The sequence below is a fragment of the Posidoniimonas polymericola genome (genome assembly GCF_007859935.1).
Lineage (GTDB): Bacteria > Planctomycetota > Planctomycetia > Pirellulales > Lacipirellulaceae > Posidoniimonas > Posidoniimonas polymericola.
Window position 1 is genome coordinate 355653 of sequence record NZ_SJPO01000004.1, and the last position, 16363, is coordinate 372015.

The 16363-nt window shown below is 67.1% G+C and carries 11 protein-coding genes; 6 read left to right on the forward strand and 5 right to left on the reverse strand.

The genetic code is table 11. The features are described from left to right. Positions 1–36 precede the first annotated feature (36 nt). Positions 37–1548, reverse strand: a complete 1512-nt coding sequence (gene proS, locus Pla123a_RS10560; protein ID WP_146586653.1) for a proline--tRNA ligase — start codon at positions 1546–1548, stop codon at positions 37–39. A 158-nt stretch (positions 1549–1706) separates the two neighbouring features. Between proS and Pla123a_RS10565 the strand changes: the two genes are divergently transcribed. From Pla123a_RS10565 to Pla123a_RS10590, 6 genes are all read left to right on the forward strand, one after another. Continuing rightward, positions 1707–2681, forward strand: coding sequence for a 3'-5' exoribonuclease YhaM family protein (locus tag Pla123a_RS10565; protein WP_146586655.1), 975 nt, complete (start codon positions 1707–1709; stop codon positions 2679–2681). 105 nt (positions 2682–2786) lie between these two features. Then, a complete protein-coding gene (gene rnr / locus Pla123a_RS10570) occupies positions 2787–5174 on the forward strand; it encodes a ribonuclease R (protein WP_146586657.1) in 2388 nt (795 codons plus the stop codon). A 116-nt stretch (positions 5175–5290) separates the two neighbouring features. Continuing rightward, positions 5291–6430, forward strand: a complete 1140-nt coding sequence (gene gcvT / locus Pla123a_RS10575; RefSeq protein ID WP_146586660.1) for a glycine cleavage system aminomethyltransferase GcvT — start codon at positions 5291–5293, stop codon at positions 6428–6430. Between the two features lie 68 nt (positions 6431–6498). Then, a complete protein-coding gene (gcvH, locus tag Pla123a_RS10580; RefSeq protein WP_146586662.1) occupies positions 6499–6885 on the forward strand; it encodes a glycine cleavage system protein GcvH in 387 nt (128 codons plus the stop codon). A gap of 112 nt (positions 6886–6997) precedes the next feature. Then, positions 6998–8386, forward strand: a complete 1389-nt coding sequence (gcvPA, locus tag Pla123a_RS10585) for an aminomethyl-transferring glycine dehydrogenase subunit GcvPA (protein ID WP_146586664.1) — start codon at positions 6998–7000, stop codon at positions 8384–8386. 172 nt (positions 8387–8558) lie between these two features. Beyond that, entirely contained in the window at positions 8559–10412 is a 1854-nt protein-coding gene (locus tag Pla123a_RS10590) for a biotin/lipoyl-containing protein (protein WP_197527855.1), read from the forward strand. Positions 10413–10441: 29 nt separating this feature from the next. On the opposite strand, the gene Pla123a_RS24580 is transcribed toward Pla123a_RS10590, so the two are convergent. From Pla123a_RS24580 to Pla123a_RS10605, 4 genes are all read right to left on the reverse strand, one after another. Continuing rightward, on the reverse strand, positions 10442–10591 hold the full coding sequence (locus Pla123a_RS24580; RefSeq protein ID WP_197527856.1) for a hypothetical protein: 150 nt from the start codon (positions 10589–10591) through the stop codon (positions 10442–10444). A gap of 44 nt (positions 10592–10635) precedes the next feature. After that, positions 10636–12975, reverse strand: a complete 2340-nt coding sequence (locus tag Pla123a_RS10595) for a serpin family protein (protein WP_197527857.1) — start codon at positions 12973–12975, stop codon at positions 10636–10638. A 137-nt stretch (positions 12976–13112) separates the two neighbouring features. Continuing rightward, a complete protein-coding gene (locus tag Pla123a_RS10600) occupies positions 13113–14747 on the reverse strand; it encodes an L-fucose/L-arabinose isomerase family protein (RefSeq protein WP_146586667.1) in 1635 nt (544 codons plus the stop codon). A 154-nt stretch (positions 14748–14901) separates the two neighbouring features. Next, positions 14902–16359: a Gfo/Idh/MocA family protein gene (locus Pla123a_RS10605; protein ID WP_146586669.1), complete on the reverse strand. Its 1458-nt coding sequence runs from the start codon at positions 16357–16359 to the stop codon at positions 14902–14904. Between the last annotated feature and the right edge of the window lie 4 nt (positions 16360–16363).

A 16363-nucleotide genomic window follows, 5' to 3' on the forward strand; every position in this document is an offset into this window, starting at 1 on the left:
TCAAACACACGCCGCAGCCCAACGCCCTAGCCGCGGCTAGTAGGACCGTGCGAACACGGCCCGGCGGTCGGTCTCGGCGCCGGAGAACAGGCACTTACCCGGGCCGGCGTCGTCGTCCAGCGGCACGCAGCGGGGCGTGATCTTGAGGGCCTTGCACCTGGATTCCATCTCGGGGCCGTCGGTGAAGTAGGCGTAGGCGAGCCCCGCCGGCGACTTCTCGGCGAAGAACTTCTCGAACTCCTTGAGGTCGGAGATCTCGACCGTCGCGTCGTCACGCCGCTTAACGGCGCGGTCGAACAGGCCCTGCTGGATCTCCTCCAGGATCGAGGCCGCCTTGCCGACAAACGCCTCGGCGCTAATCGGGTCCTTCGGCGGCGGCCCGGACTGGTCACGGCGGGCCGGCTTGAAGCCGCCCTGGGCGATATCGCGGGGGCCGACCTCGATCCGGATGGGCACGCCCTTCTTGACCCACTGCCACTTCTTCTCGCCGCCGCGGAGGTCGCGGCTGTCGACCCGCACGCGGATCGGCTCGCGGTCGTACAGCTGGGCCTCGAGCTGGCTCTTCAGGTTCGAGACATAGTCCATCACCATGTCCCGCTCCTCGTCGTTGCGGAACATCGGCAGGATCACGACGTGCGCCGGCGCCAGTTTGGGCGGCAGCACCAGCCCGTCGTCGTCGGAGTGGGTCATGATCAGCCCGCCGACCAGCCGCGTGCTGACGCCCCAACTGGTGGTCCAGGCGTGCTGCCGCTCGCCCTCCTCGTTCTGGAACATGATCTCCTGGGCCTTGGCGAAGTTCTGCCCGAGGAAGTGCGAGGTGCCGGCCTGCAGGGCCTTGCGGTCCTGCATCATGGCCTCGATGGAGTAGGTCGCCACGGCGCCGGGGAACCGCTCGCCGGCGGTCTTCTCGCCCTTAATGACCGGCATCGCCATATGCTGCTCGGCGAACGCGGCGTAGACGTCCAGCATGAGGCGGGTCTCGTCCTCGGCCTGCTCACGGGTGGCGTGCACCGTGTGGCCCTCCTGCCAGAGGAACTCGGTCGTGCGGAGGAACTTGCGGGTCCGCAGCTCCCAGCGGACCACGTTGGCCCACTGGTTGATCAGGATCGGCAGGTCGCGGTAGCTCTGCACCCAGCGGGCGAAGGTGGCGCCGATGATGGTCTCGCTGGTCGGGCGGACGATCAGGGGCTCCTCGAGCTTGCTCTTGGGGTCGGGCATCAACCCGCCCTCGCCGTTGGGCACCAGCTTGTGGTGGGTCACCACGGCGCACTCCTTGGCGAATCCCTCGACGTGCTCAGCCTCCTTCTCGAGGAAGCTCATCGGGATGAAGAGCGGGAAGTACGCGTTCTCGTGCCCGGTCGCCTTGAACATGGCGTCCAGCCGCCGCTGGATGTTCTCCCAGATGGCGAAACCCCACGGCTTGATCACCATGCAGCCACGGACATCGGAGTCCTCGGCCAGGTCGGCGGCGGTGATGACCTGCTGATACCACTCGGGGTAGTTTTCCTCGCGGGTGGGCGAGATGGCGTTTTTCGGGCCCTTGGCCATTGCGGTGTGGGGGTAGCGGATTGTGGGTGGGGCAGTATTCGAGCGGTGATTCTACGAGATTCCGCCCCCCTGCGGAATCGCATCCCCCCCGGGCAATGGGGTCCCAATCTGATACGATGCGCCTTGGCAAACCCGAATCCCGCAAACCCCAATCCGCAATGTCCAACCGTCGTTACGTCTCCCAGCTCGGCCACAACGAACAAGTCCAGCAGGTTTTTCTCGCCAGCGACAAGCAGCTGCGGCCCAACCGCAGCGGGAACCTGTACCTGCAGCTAGAGCTGAGCGACCGCTCGGGCAGCATCGCCACGCGGATGTGGAACGCCAACGAGAGCGACTACAAGGCCTTCGAGAACGGCGACTACGTGGTAGTCGGCGGCGCGACGCAGTTGTTCCAGGGCAACATGCAGCTGATCGCCAACAGCATCCGCAAGGCCCGGCCCGACGAGGTCGACGAGGCCGACTTCCTGACGCTGCAGACCGAGGACATCGACAAGATGGCCCGGCGGCTGGCCGAGGTCCTCCGCGGGATCACCAACCCGGCGCTCTCGGCGCTGGCCGAGTGCTTCCTCGTCGACGAGGAGTTCATGGGCAAGTTCACCCGCGCGCCGGCCGGCATGAAGAACCACCACGCCTACCAGGGCGGCCTGCTGGACCACGTGCTGAGCCTGTGCGAGCTCGCGCTGCTGGTGGCGCCACGCTACAAGGACCTCGACCAGGACAAGCTGCTGATCGGCGCGTTCCTGCACGACTCGGCCAAGGTCGACGAGCTGGCCTACGAGCGCGACATCTCGTACACGGACGAGGGCCAGATGCTGGGCCACATGGTGATGGCCATGAAGATGATCGACGACAAAGTCAAAGAGGCCGAGCGGCTGACCGGCGACCCGATTGACGCCGCCCTCGTGATGGAGATCAAGCACCTGGTGATCAGCCACCACGGCGAGTACGCGTATGGCAGCGCCAAGCTGCCGATGACCCTCGAGGCGGTCGCCCTCAACCTGCTCGACAACCTCGACGCCAAGATGGCCAGCTTCAGCCAACTGATCAACGACTGCCCCAACAGCGAGAGCAACTGGACGCAGTACTACCCCAACCTCGACCGCAAGCTCTGGAAGGGCGTGCGGGAAGAGTGACGCGTAGCCGGACGGGCGGCGGGACGTGCGGCGACCACCGCCGCCGCTTCCTGAGCGTTTACCGACGCCGCGTGGCGCCGTCCCCTCCGCAACCAGAAACACCCTATGCACGACGAACTCCGCGCCGCGATCCTCTCCTACACCAGCAGCCCCGCCTACAAGCCGATGAAGCCCCGGCTCATCGGCGAGCGGCTCGGCCTCGAGGGCGACGACCTCGACCTCGTCAAGAAGGTCGTCAAGAAGCTGGTTAAGGAGGGCGAGCTCGAGTACGGGCCGCGGCACATGGTGCTCCCCTCGAAGGCCGACCACCCGGCCCGCGCAGCCCTCAGCGACGGGTCGCTCAACAAGGAGGCCAAGCCGGCCTCGCGGGGCAAGTCGTCCAAGCACGTGGTCGGCACGTTCCGCCGCGTCACCTCGGGCGACGGCTTCGTCCGCCCGGAGGGGACCCCCGCCTCGGCCGGCAAGGACGCCGACATCTACGTCAACAAACGCGACACCGGCGACGCCGCCAACGGCGACACCGTGCGGATCGAATTGACCGGCAAGGCCGGACACCGCGGCAAGGCCGAGGGCAAGCTGGTCGACGTCGTGTCGCGGGTGACCAACAAGTTCGTTGGGACCTACCTGGAGCAGGACGGCAACGGCCTCGTGCAGATCGACGGCAAGGTGTTCGCCGCGCCGATCTACGTCGGCGACCCCGGCGCCAAGGGCGCCCAGCCGGACGACAAGGTCGTGCTAGAGATGGTGCGCTTCCCCTCCCAGCTGCGCGAGGGCGAGGGGGTCATCACCCAGGTCCTCGGCGCCCGCGGCGCCCCCGGCGTCGACACGCTGAGCGTGATCCACGAGTTCGGGCTGCCGGGCGATTTCTCCGAGGAGGTGCAGGCCGAGTCCCGCCGCCAGGCCGAGCTGTTCGACGAGTCGATCGGCCCCGACCGCCGCGACCTGACCGGCGAGGTCATCGTCACGATCGACCCGCTCACCGCCCGCGACTTCGACGACGCGATCTCGCTCCGCAAGGCCCCCAACGGGCACTGGGAGCTCGGCGTGCACATCGCCGACGTGTCGCACTTCGTGCAGGAGAAGACCCCGCTCGACCGCGAGGCGTACGACCGCGCCACCAGCGTCTACCTGCCGGACCAGGTCATCCCGATGCTGCCGGAGATCATCAGCAACAACCTGGCGAGCCTGCAGCCCGACAAGGTGCGGTACGCGATGACGGCGGTCATCGAGTTCACCGAGGAGGGCGTGCCGATCGGCGCCGAGGTGTTCAAGAGCGCCATCAAGAGCCGCCGCCGCTTTACCTACGAGGAGGTCGACGAGTACCTGGCTGAGAAGGGGCTGGTGGAGCCCCGCCAGGACGCAAAGCCCAGCAACACCGGCGTGGTCTCGACGCTGGCGCGCGAGGTCGACACGCTCGTTGCGCAGATGTTCGAGCTGGCGATGATCCTCCGCAAGCGGCGGTTCGAACGCGGGGCGCTGGAGCTCAACATGCCGGAGCTCGAGATCGACCTCGACAAGCAGGGCCGCGTCAGCGGGGCCCACCTGGAGGTCAGCACCGAGAGCCACCAGATCATCGAGGAGTTCATGCTGGCCGCCAACGAGGCGGTCGCCCGTCACCTGGCCGACGCGGGCCTGATCTTCCTGCGGCGGGCGCACGGCGCGCCCGACCCCCGCAAGTCGAAGGCCCTGACCGAGTTTGTCCGCAGCCTCGGCTTCACTGTCGACAACCTGCAGGACCGGTTCGAGCTGCAGAAGCTATTGATGTCGATCAAGGGGGACCCCCGCGAGCACGCCGTGAACTTCGCCACGCTCCGCTCGATGCAGCGGGCCATCTACAGCCCGGAGGACGAGGGGCACTACGCCCTGGCGAGCGACTGCTACTGCCACTTCACGTCGCCGATCCGCCGCTACCCGGACCTCACCGTCCATCGGCTGATCAACGAGCTGAACGCCGGCAAGAAGCCCAAGCAGGAGATCGGGACCTACTTCCAGTGGGGCGACCACTGCTCCGACCGCGAGGGCCGGGCGACCGCCGCCGAGCGTGAGCTCAACAAAGTCAAGCTGCTCGACTACCTGAAGGACAAGGTCGGCCTCGAGATGCGGGGCGTCGTGACCGGGGTCGAGAGCTTCGGGCTGTTTGTCGCCGGCAAGGAGCTGCCGGCCGAGGGCCTGGTGCACATCTCCTCGTTGTCGGACGACTACTACAAGTACGACCGGGCCAGCCACTCGATCAACGGCTTCCGCGGAGGCAACAGCTACCGGCTGGGCGACGAGGTCCAAATCGCCGTGGCGGCGGTCAATGTCGACGCCCGCGAGCTCGACTTCCGCATCCTCGGCAAGGGGCCCCAGGCCAACAAGCCGAAGAAACGCGGCCGGGGCGGTCCGCAGAACAAGGGGGGGAGTCCGTCCAAAAAGGGGAAGGGATCCCCATCGGGGCGGCCTCCGCGTGGGAAGTCAGATAAAACCGGCAAGCAACGCCGGAAGAAACCCTAGTCGCCAGTCAGCAAAGCTGGCGAGACCGCCGGCGCGCCCCTACCTATCTGCTCGACAAGCTCTAGAATACGGCAAAGCCCTCCCACCCACCTCGGCCCCCCCGATCTGCCCGCCGGATGAGCTCCTCCGAGAACCTCGCCAAGACGCCGCTCTACGACTGGCACGCCGCCCACGGCGGACGGATGGTCGACTACGCCGGTTGGGCGATGCCTGTCCAGTACGGCTCGATTGTCGGCGAGCACCACGCCACCCGCAACGCGGTCGGGCTGTTCGACATCTCACACATGGGCCGGCTGCTGTTCTCGGGCGCCGACGCCGAGGCCTTCCTCGACTCGCTCTCGACCCGCAAGGTCACGGACCTCAAGCCGGGGCAGATCCGCTACTCGCTGATCTGCAACGAGCGTGGCGGCGTGCTCGACGACGTGCTGATCTACCGCATCGAGCTGGAGGACGGCGTCCGCTCGGGGTCCGGCCGGCTGTCAGGCTTCGGCATGGTAGTAAACGCCAGCAACCGCCTGAAGATTGTCGACTGGATCAACAGCCACCTGGTCGGGCAGGACGTCCAGGTCGAGGACATCTCGACCGAGTACGCCATGATCGCCCTGCAGGGCCCCAAGGCGATCGAGCTGCTCGAACCGCTCACCCACCACCCGCTCACCTCGCTCCGCTACTACACCGGCGCCGAGACCAAGGTCGACGGCTGCGGGTGCTACCTCAGCCGCACCGGCTACACCGGTGAGGACGGCTGCGAGATTGTCGTCCACGCCGACCTGGCGGCCCAGCTGTGGGAGAGCCTGCACGCCAAGGCTGCCGAGGCCGACGGCATGGCGGTCGGCCTGGCCGCCCGCAACACGCTGCGGCTCGAGGCCGGCATGCCGCTGTACGGGCACGAGCTGTCCGAGGACATCAACCCGATCCAGGCCGGGCTCGGCTTTGCCGTGACCCTCAAGGACCGGCAGTTCATCGGCCGCGACGCGTTGGTCGCCGCCACGCAGGACAAGGGCCAGCGGGTGCGCGTCGGCCTGCAGCTCGACGGCCGCCGCGCCCCGCGCGAGGGCTACCCGGTGCTGCAAGAGAACGAAGTCGTCGGCGAGGTGACCAGCGGCACGTTCTCGCCCACGCTCGACCGGCCGATCGCGATGGCCTACGTCAAACCAACCGCCGCGGCGCCGGGCGAGCCGGTGGCGGTCGACTTCCGCGGCTCGCAACTGCCGGCCACAATCGCGCCGCCGGTGTTCTACGAACGCGGCAAGTAACGCCCCGGCGGGCGCCCCAACTACAGAACCAACGGCTTTCCTCGGTCCCAATTAAACCCCCTAACGACATGAACCCAGCAGACCTGCGCTACGCCAAAACACACGAATGGATCTCCGTCACGGACGGCGTCGCAACCATGGGCATCTCGGCGTTCGCCGTCGAGGCGCTGACCGACCTCGTGTTCATCGAGCTCCCCAAGGTCGGCGCCACGGTCGAGAAGGAACATTCGTTCTGCGAGATCGAGTCGGTCAAGGCAGTGAGCGACGTCTACGCCCCCGTGTCGGGCGAGGTGATCGAGGTCAACGAGCCGCTGGCCGACGCCCTCGAGCGTTTCAGCGACGACCCTTACGGCGAGGGCTGGATCGCCAAGATCAAGATGTCCGACCCGTCGCAGGCCGAACAGCTGATGGACTTCGCCACCTACCAGAAACAGTGCGAAGAAGAAGCGGGCTAGCTGAAGAGGGGAAAGGCGAATGCCGAAAGGGGATGACCCACGGCAAGTCTAGCCCCGCTCTCGCCCCCCCTCCCCTTTCCGCTTTCCGCTTTCGCCTTTCCCCTTTCGATCCATGCCCTACACCTACAACACGCCTGAAGACGTTGCCGAGATGCTCGCCGCGATCGGCGCGGAGTCGATCGAAGAGCTGTACGACATGGTCCCCAGCGACCTGCGGCTCGGCCGTCCGCTCGACCTGCCGCCGGCGCTAGGCGAGATGGAACTCGACCAGCACATGCGGAAGCTGTCGGGCATGAACGCGTCGACGGCCAACTCGGTCTGTTTCCTGGGGGGCGGCTCGTACGACCACTTCGTGCCGGCCGTGGTCGACGTCGTGGCGTCTCGGAGCGAGTTCTACACCAGCTACACGCCGTACCAGCCGGAGGTCGCCCAGGGCAACCTGCAGGCGATGTTCGAGTACCAGTCGCTGATCACGCGGCTGACCGGCCTGGATATCTCGAACAGCAGCCTGTACGACGGCGCCACCGCCGCCGCCGAGGCGGTGCTGATGGCGATCGCCGCCACGCGTCGCAGCGGCCGCGTGGTGATGCCCGCCTCGGTGCACCCCGAGTACCGCGGCACGGTCGAAACCTACCTCGAGTGCCTCGGCGTCGAAGTCGTGACCGTGCCCGCCCCCGGCGGCGTGGTGGACGTCGACGAGCTGCGGGCCGAGCTCAACGACCAGACCGCCGCGGTCCTGCTGCAGCAGCCCAACTTTTTCGGCGCCATCGAGGACGCCGAGGCGATCGGCGCCGCCGCCCACGAGGCCGGCGCGCTGTTCATTGTCGCGTTCGACCCGATCAGCCTCGGGCTGCTCAAGCGCCCGGGAGACTACGACTGCGGGGGTTGGGGCGCCGACATCGCCGTGGCCGAGGGCCAGTCGCTCGGCTCGCCGATGCAGTACGGCGGGCCCTACCTCGGCGTCATGGCCTGCACCGAGAAGCTGGTCCGCCGCATGCCGGGCCGCATCGTCGGCCAGACGACCGACCGCCGCGGCAAGCGGTGCTTCACCCTTACGCTGCAGACCCGCGAGCAGCACATCCGCCGCGACAAGGCGACCAGCAACGTCTGCAGCAACCAGGGCCTGTTCGCCCTCCGCGCCACGGTGTACCTGTCGCTGCTCGGGCCCGAGGGCCTGAAGGAGACCGCCAACCTCTGCCTGCAGAAGAGCCGCTACCTGGCCGACCAGCTCGTCGCGACCGAGCGGTTCGAGCCCGCCTTCGACCAGCCGACCTTTAAGGAGTTCGTGGTCCGCGATCGCGAAAACAAGGTCGAGGAGCTGATCAAGACCGCCCTCGACCAGGGCGTGCTGGCCGGCGTCCCGCTTGGGCAGTTCTACCCCGAGCTGTCCGACTGCCTGCTGATCGCGGTCACCGAGAAGCGGACCCGAGAAGAGATCGACGCGCTGGTCGGCCTGCTGACCGGGGCCGCGGTCGGAACGGCCCCGGTCACGACCGCCTAGCGGCACGGCCGCGTCCGGCCGCCTGCAGCCCAGCCTAGACTCCCCACGCCCCGTGGGTCCCTGCGCCGATTTCTGGTAGATTCTGGGGGCGTGGAGCCGCCCCCCGCGGCTGCTTATCCTGAATCCTTCCGGCGTCCCGCACGCCCGCTCGACCCTCGGCGAAAGAGACAACGTGGCAAAGAAGAAAATCGACTTCATGTGCACCGCGTTCCGGGACGGCTTCCAGTCGGCCTACGGCGCGCGGGTCCAGACCCCCGACTTCCTGCCCGCCCTCGAGGCCGCCCGCGACGCCGGGATCAGCTACTTCGAGGCCGGCGGCGGCGCGCGGTTCCAGTCGCTCTACTTCTACTGCCAGGAAGACGCGTTCGACATGATGGACGCGTTCCGCGAGACCGCGGGGCCCGACGCCAACCTGCAGACCCTCGCCCGCGGCGTCAACGTGGTCGGACTCGAGTCGCAGTCGTCGGACATCATCAAGCTGCATGCCGAGATGTTCAAGAAGCACGGCATGACCACCATCCGCAACTTCGACGCCCTGAACGACGTCAACAACCTGATCTACAGCGGGCAGTGCATCGTCGACGCCGGGCTGAAGCACCAGGTGGTGGTGACGATGATGGAGCTGCCGCCCGGCTGCACCGGCGCGCACGACGCCGCCTTCTACGCCAAGACCCTGCAGGACATCCTCGACGCCCAGATCCCGTTCGACGCGGTCTGCTTCAAGGACGCCTCCGGCACGGCGGTCCCCTCGAAGGTCTACGAGACCATCAAGCAGGCCCGCAAGATGCTGCCGTCCGACGCCTACATCCACTTCCACACGCACGAGACCACCGGCGTCAGCGTGCTGGCGTACCAGGCCGCGATCGACGCCGGGGCCGACGCGATCGACCTGTCGCTGGCGCCCTGCTCCGGCGGCACCTGCCAGCCCGACGTCATCGTCATGTGGCACGCCCTCCGCGGCACCGACTACACGCTGGACGTCGACATCGAGAAGATCCGCGGGGCCGAGGAGGTCTTCAAGGACTGCATGAAGGACTACTTCCTGCCGCCCGAGGCGATCGCCGTCGAGCCGCTGATCCCGTGGAGCCCAATGCCGGGCGGCGCGCTAACCGCCAACACCCAGATGCTCCGCGACAACGGCATCATGGACCGCTACCCGGAGATGATCAAGGCGATGTCCGACGTCGTCCGCCGCGGCGGCTACGGCACCTCGGTGACGCCGGTCTCGCAGTTCTACTTCCAGCAGGCGTTCAACAACGTGATGTTCGGTCCGTGGGAGAAGATCGCCGAACCGTACGGCAAGATGGTGCTCGGCTACTTCGGCAAGACGCCGGTCCCGCCCGACCCGGAGATCGTCGCGCTCGCCAGCAAGCAGCTGGAGCTCGAGCCGACCACCCGCTCGCCGATCGAGATGAACGACGAGGACCCCACCAAGGGCGTCGCGCCGGCCAGGAAGACCCTCGAGGACAACAACCTGCCGACCACCGACGAGAACATCTTCATCGTCGCGGCTTGCAAGGACAAAGGCCTGGCGTTCCTGCAGGGCAAGGCCCAGCTCGGGATCCGCAAGATCGAACCCGAAACGCCCGCCGCCGCGTCGGCGCCGGCCAGCAGCGAGCTGCACCTCAAGGTCGATGGGAAGGCCCACACGGTGCGTGTCGACGGCGGCACGGTGACCGTCAACGGCCGCGCGTACCAGGTCGAGGAGGCCTCGGCCAATGAAGTCTCTGCAGCGGCCGCCGCGTCCGAGCCCGCCCCCGCTCCGAAGCCCGCGGCGCCCACGCCGCAGCCGGCGGCCGCTCCCGCCGCCAACGCCACGCCGGTGAAGGCCCAGATGCCCGGCGTGGTGCTCAAGACCCTGGTCAACGTGGGCGACAAGGTGACCCACGGCCAGGCGTTGATGACCCTCGAGGCGATGAAGATGGAAATGCCGGTCCCGTCGCCGTGCGACGGCGTCGTCGCCGAGATCAACATCACGCAGGGCGAGCACGTCTCGAACGGCCAACAGCTGGCGTCGATCGGCTAGGCCGACGCGGCTCAGCTAGGGCGCCAATGCTACGGCCCAAACAGCGCGCTCAACAATCCGCAGCCCAGCATAACGCCCCCCGCGGACAGCAGCACGTACAGGATCGCGACCAGGGGCTCTGGCCGACTGTCGGGCAGTGGCTCCCAGTCGGGGTCGACCTCGTACGGCTCTTTGCTCACGCGACTCCCCCCTTTGTTCGGCGGCTGGCGCCGCGCAAGGATGATCATCCAAGCCCACGGGCCAAGTCGTCCAGCGACTCGCCGAGCGTTGCGAACGCCTCAAACCTGGGCGACTCTTCCGCCGTGCTGCCCCGCAATGCAAGCGCACTGAGCGGCGAGCTGACCGGCCGCCCGCGCGACCGGGCCAGCAGCAACAGCAGGTCCGCTTCGGCGGCCGGCTCGGCCACGCGTGACTCCACGGGCGACGACGCCGCCGTGGCGGCCACGGGCTCGGGCGTCCACAGCCGGAACGGCGCCACGGTCCGCGGTCGCGGGGTTGGCTGCGGCGGGGTGGCGTCGTGGTGGTCGCGCCAGACCAGGTAGTCGGCGCCGTTGACCCGCCCGTCGCCGTTCGCGTCGGCCGGCAGGTCCGGCCCCACGGCGTTGTAGCTGTAACGCCAGACGAGGTAGTCGTCGCGGTCGACGTCGCCGTCGGCGTCGAAGTCGCCCCGGCTTGATGGGTTGTCGATGACCACCGGCGTCACTGTGTTGGTCAGCATCGTCGGGTCGTCGATCCGTCCCATGAACGCGATGGTGTCGGTGACGTTGTCGCGGATCATGAAGTGGAACTGCCGATTGGCGTAGTACCCGGCCTCGTAGTAGTTGTGCGCCCAGACGCCAAACCCCCAGTCGCTGTCGCCGATGAAGAAGGTGCGGTGGTCGGCGACCCGCAGGTTGTAGACCGCCTCGGTCTTGCCGGTACGCTCGATGTGCGACACGACGATCGAGCCGCCGCGGTCGCAGGCCAGCCGATCGCCGGTCTTGATCTGCGCGGCGGCTAGCCACCCCTGCCCTTCAACGAAGAACGGGTGCAGGTCGGTCGTGCGGATCACCCGGCTCCCCAAGTGGAGCTCGACGATCTCGGCCTCGCCGTGCAAGGCGGCCTCGACCGGCTTCGGCTCGACATCGCCCTCCAGCAGGTACTCGTCGCGGGCCATAACCTTGTCGCCGACCCGCACCTGCTCGATCGGCTTGGCGCCGTCGGGCGTCAGCACGTGGGTGCCGGCGGCGAAGCAAATCCCCAACTCGACCTTGGTAGCCGCGGCCGCGGTGGTACCCTGCTCGGTGATCGACAACTCCGCCTTGTGGAACACGTCGCGGATGCCGATCCCCGGAGGTCCGAGAAGGGAGAAATCCGCGGCCCCCAGCCGAAAAGCAGTCGGCATGCCCATCCCTTTTAGAACCGTATTGAGCGAGGTCTCGACCTCCAATTCCACGAGCGGCAGCACAACCTTGTTGTTGCTCGAAGAACGCTCCTCCTCAAACCAATCGCCGAGCGAGGCAAAGAACTGCGATGAGAGGACGTTGGGCGTTTGTGGATCGATCGGCTTGACAAAGATGGCCGACGCATTCTGGCCGCCCATCGGAATGTCGATGATGTCGAAGCCTTCGATAGAGGTGCGGTAGTAGTTCGGGTGCCCAAACATCATAGGGATATCGATGACGCTGCCCGCCTCGGTGGTGAACTCCCGATCCATTGTGTATTGGGGATCAAACGGCAGATCCCACGCCGCGTTGAAGTACGCCGCGCTGATAAGCACGTGCGTTGTTTCTGCGGACAGATTCCGAACGAGGTCGGTAATACGGTCCCGGGTTTGGTCGGCGACCCAATCGTTGATCCGATCCTCGGCCGCCGAGGAATTGAAGAAATCAATCTGCTCGACATGCGCGCCGTAGCTTCCTTGCACGAGAGCCTCGTAATCCGCTTTCAGCGGCGGCCCACTCCACACGGCGTTGGCGATATCGATCTGGTAGTCGAACTTCGGCCCTGTGTCTGGCCACCACCAGGGCTGAGAAGCGTCGATCGGCCATAACGGGTTTTCAACCAGCGGGGATTGAGGCCACACCTGCGGCCGCGGAGCACTACCATACGTGAACAAGTCCGGATCGATCGACGACGCAGGCCTTAACGGAAACTGCGGCCACCAACTGGGCGCTGGTCCATCAAATTCCCAAGCCGGGTATTCCGAGAACTCCGGAACCGGCGGCGGATCCTCGCCCGTCCGCTCCGCGAATGACGCCAGCAGCTCTTTGAACGACGCGTGGATATCTTCCGCCCCGCCGAAGTGTAGCACCTGCTCCATCTCGGCGGCGGTCTGGCCCGCGGCGCCGGCGTAGGCCATCGCCAGCGCGGTCGAGATGCTCAGCGGTGAGAAGAACAGGTTGCCCTCCTCTTGCTGCATGTGCTCGTACAGGTCGAACCCGAACTGGTTGATCGCCGCCGCGGCGTCATTCGCCAGCAGGCAGCGGTCCTCCAGGTGCTCCAGCCGCAGCGAGCGGCTCGCAATCCGCGACGACGACTTCGACGACCAACGTCCTGACGACTGCGTGCCTGGCGACAGCATACGAGCCCCCTGCCTTCCGAGTTTCGGTCGATGAGCAGCGTGGGCAGCCCAATCAGCAGCCCGCGAGTCGCGAGAAGCGACTAGCCGCATCCTACCCATCTGGCTCTGGGGACGCAATGTTTGCCGTTCGGACCGCCCTACTTGCGGTCCCAATCGGAGTCGCGGGTCCGCTTTCCGCAGACGTTCACCTTGATCCCTAGGGCCTGGGCCATGGCGGTCTTGGCGGCCAGCGTGCGGTCGGCATCGGTGGCCGAGTTGCTGTACACGCACTGCACGTGGTTGCTCTTGTGCTGCGCCATCAGCTCCTCGCGCGACACGCCGTACAGCACCGCGTGCATAATGGGCCACTGCGGCGTGGTCGAGTTCCAGCGGCGCTCGGTCTCGTCGCGGGGGAGTTCGATCACTCCGCCGCGGCCGATGTCCATCGCCAGCGCGTCGTCCTCAACGTAGATCCTAGACCAGACGATCTCGCCCGGTTTCGAGATGCCCCGCAGCGTGCTGCCGCCGTTCGGGAAGTACATGGCGGGCTGGCGGAAGCCCTCGGCGCCGGCCCAGCCGTCGATGAAGTGCGCGGGGGGCGCCGAGCCGCTGATCTCAAACACCCAGACGTAGTCGTCGGTCGTGCCGGACTGGTCGCGGTCGCCCCAGCGGACGTCGTGCAGCGTGTTCTCGACCGGCTGGCCGAGCGCCTGCTGCACGCGGTTGGTCAGCAGGCCGTCGAGGCCGGCGCACTCGTCGACCTCGTTAAAGTGCGTGACCGCCTGGCCGTCGAACAGCACCCGCGAGCCGTCGCGGCTGGTGACCGGGGGTCGGTCGGAGTTGTTGAGCGTCCCCTCGACCAGGTCGCTGGCCGGGAGCAGGTCCTTGAGGCCCTGCTGGTACTGGATGCCGATCAGGTTGCAGCCGAAGTCGTCCGCGATCCGCACCGCGGCGACGTACACCTGGCACTGCTTATGGATCTGCTCGTCGGTGAGGTCGTCGTCGTGGCTGGGGCCGGTGTGGAACGTCATGCCGCGGTCTTCGTACCACTTGCGGACCGTGTGGGCCTCGTCGTCGGTGACCTGGGTCGACTCGTAGTAGAGGGCGGACTGGCTGAGCCGCTCCTTGAACACGCCGGTCGGGTGCAGCAGGTGGTCGGGGATGATCGCGTTGAACATGCCCATGCAGCCCTCGTCGAAAATGCCCATGATCGCCTTCTCGCTCTTGAGTTGCTCGGCGAGCTGGGCGCCGACGCCGCACGCGTCGGCGTCGAGGTCAAGGCTGTCGGCGGGCGTGACGTGCGAGGTGTCGTGCCCGCAGGCGCCGGTCTCGAGCCACTGCTTCAGGCGGCTGGTGAAATAGTCGTCGGTGAAGTCGTCGCTCCACAGCGTCGAGTACGCGACGCCCGCCTTGGTGAGCGAGCCGTTGAGGTTCAGCATGCCGACCAGGCCGGGCCAGGTGCCGGACCAGTTGGCGGCGGTCAGGATCGGCCCGCGGTGGCTGATCAGACCGGCCAGCACGTGGTGGCTGTACTGCCAAACAGCCTCGGCGACGACGAGCGGCGCGTCCGGGTCAATGCCCTTGAAGATCGCCATGCCCTCTTTCTGGCTGGCGATGAACCCGTGGCCGTCGTCGCCCGGCTGGTGGGCGCGGACCACCTCGTAGCCGGCGGCCTCGATGGCGCGGGTGAGTGCGGCCTCCATCTCCTGCTGGGCGGGCCAGCATTTCTGATTCGCAGAAAGACGTTGGTCGCCGCTCGCGACGAGCTGAACCTGCTTGGGGCCGCATTTCATGGGAGGAGTACGCCAGGTTGAAGCCGGGGGAAGAGGACCAAACGCTCACAGGTCCGAAGGATACCGCACCCGCCCACAAATGCCAACGAGGCCCCGCCCGCTAGGGGCGAAGGCCTCGTTGGTGAGAGCACGATAACTTGCAGACAAGCCGGAGTCAGACCGCCTCGATGTTGGGGATCTTGAAGCCATCGCGGCCTTCGCGTTTCCAGATCTGCTGACCCTTGTCGCTGTTGGCGAGGGTCTCGCTGGCGGGGTCGATGTCGAGCCACTTGCCGAGCACCAGCGCGTCGCCGTTGATGTCGACGTCGTTGGCCCGCAGGTGGGTCGCCATGCGGTCGAACGAGTAGCTGAGCAGCTCGTCGTGGGCGATGCTGCTGGCGATCTCACCCGCCGAGGCGTGCTCGCCGACGCGGTGCGAGACGTTGCCCGCGTGGCACAGCGCGCTGGAGAGGTGACCCTCGGCGATCTCGGCGTTCAACCGGCTCGGGTCGCCGGCGGCGACCGCCGACAGGAAATTGCCGAAGTGGTCGCCGGACCCCTTGAAGTGCTTGACCTGCTTGCCGCTGCGGTCGTAGGCCATGACCTCGCGGTAAGAGGCCGGCGCGTACACGTGGCCCCCCTCGCACTGCACGAGCACGCCGATCTGTGAGCCGCGGAAGCTGTCCATCGACGCGCCCCAGCGATTCTGGCCTTCCTTCGAGCGCGGCAGGCCGCGGGTCTCGAAGATCAGCGGCGCCGACTCGTACTGGTGCACAACCGTCTGGGTGTTGGCCGTGTTGCCGGCGTCGTCGTAGCCGAGGCGTTCGCCGATGCTGAACGTCCGCGGCGCCAGGCTCGACTCGCCGAGGAACCAGCGGGCGATGTCCATCTGGTGGATGCCCTGGTTGCCCATGTCGCCGGCGCCGGTGTTGTAGTCCCAGTGCCAGTCGTAGTGCAGCTTCGGCCGGTAGAGGTCAACCTTGTCGGCCGGGCCGCACCACAGGTCGTAGTCGATGGTGCTCGGGATGTTGAGCGGCTGGTCGAGCTTGCCGATCGGCGGGCGGGGCTTGTAGCAGGTGCCCAGCGCGTACTGGATCTTGCCGAGCCCGCCGCCCTGGACCCACGCGACCGCCTCCTGCAGGCACTTGCTGGACCGCGACTGCGTGCCGGCCTGCACGATGCGGCCGTGCTTGCGGGCGGCGGCCACCAGTTGGCGGCCTTCCCACACATTGTTGGAAACCGGCTTCTCGACGTAGACGTCCTTGCCGGCTTGGATCGCGGCGATGGCGATCAGGCTGTGCGTGTGGTTGGGCGTCGCGATCGACACGGCGTCGATGTCGTCACGCTGGAGCAGCTCGCGGTAGTCGGTGTACTTGTCGAGTTCGCGGCCGTACTTCTCCTTGAAGTCGGCCACGCCGCGGTCCAGCACCGTCTGATCGACGTCGCAGAGCGCGACCAGGTTGTTGCGGAACCCGCCTATGTGCGACTGCCCACGGCTGCGGAACCCGATGGTCGCCATGCGGATGTCGGACTTGTCACTCGCGGCACGCGACACGCGCGGCGCGGCGGCGGCGATCCCGGCAGCGGCGGCGGCCGCCAGAAACTCACGGCGGCTACTATTCGGCAACGACATCAAT

What these genes read in the sequence shown, in the direction of transcription:
- proS (WP_146586653.1), bottom strand. Translation starts at nt 1,548, where the DNA reads ATGGCCAAGGGCCCGAAAAACGCCATCTCGCCCACCCGCGAGGAAAAC.
- Pla123a_RS10565 (WP_146586655.1), top strand. Translation starts at nt 1,707, where the DNA reads ATGTCCAACCGTCGTTACGTCTCCCAGCTCGGCCACAACGAACAAGTC.
- rnr (WP_146586657.1), top strand. Translation starts at nt 2,787, where the DNA reads ATGCACGACGAACTCCGCGCCGCGATCCTCTCCTACACCAGCAGCCCC.
- gcvT (WP_146586660.1), top strand. Translation starts at nt 5,291, where the DNA reads ATGAGCTCCTCCGAGAACCTCGCCAAGACGCCGCTCTACGACTGGCAC.
- gcvH (WP_146586662.1), top strand. Translation starts at nt 6,499, where the DNA reads ATGAACCCAGCAGACCTGCGCTACGCCAAAACACACGAATGGATCTCC.
- gcvPA (WP_146586664.1), top strand. Translation starts at nt 6,998, where the DNA reads ATGCCCTACACCTACAACACGCCTGAAGACGTTGCCGAGATGCTCGCC.
- Pla123a_RS10595 (WP_197527857.1), bottom strand. Translation starts at nt 12,975, where the DNA reads ATGCTGTCGCCAGGCACGCAGTCGTCAGGACGTTGGTCGTCGAAGTCG.
- Pla123a_RS10600 (WP_146586667.1), bottom strand. Translation starts at nt 14,747, where the DNA reads ATGAAATGCGGCCCCAAGCAGGTTCAGCTCGTCGCGAGCGGCGACCAA.
- Pla123a_RS10605 (WP_146586669.1), bottom strand. Translation starts at nt 16,359, where the DNA reads ATGTCGTTGCCGAATAGTAGCCGCCGTGAGTTTCTGGCGGCCGCCGCC.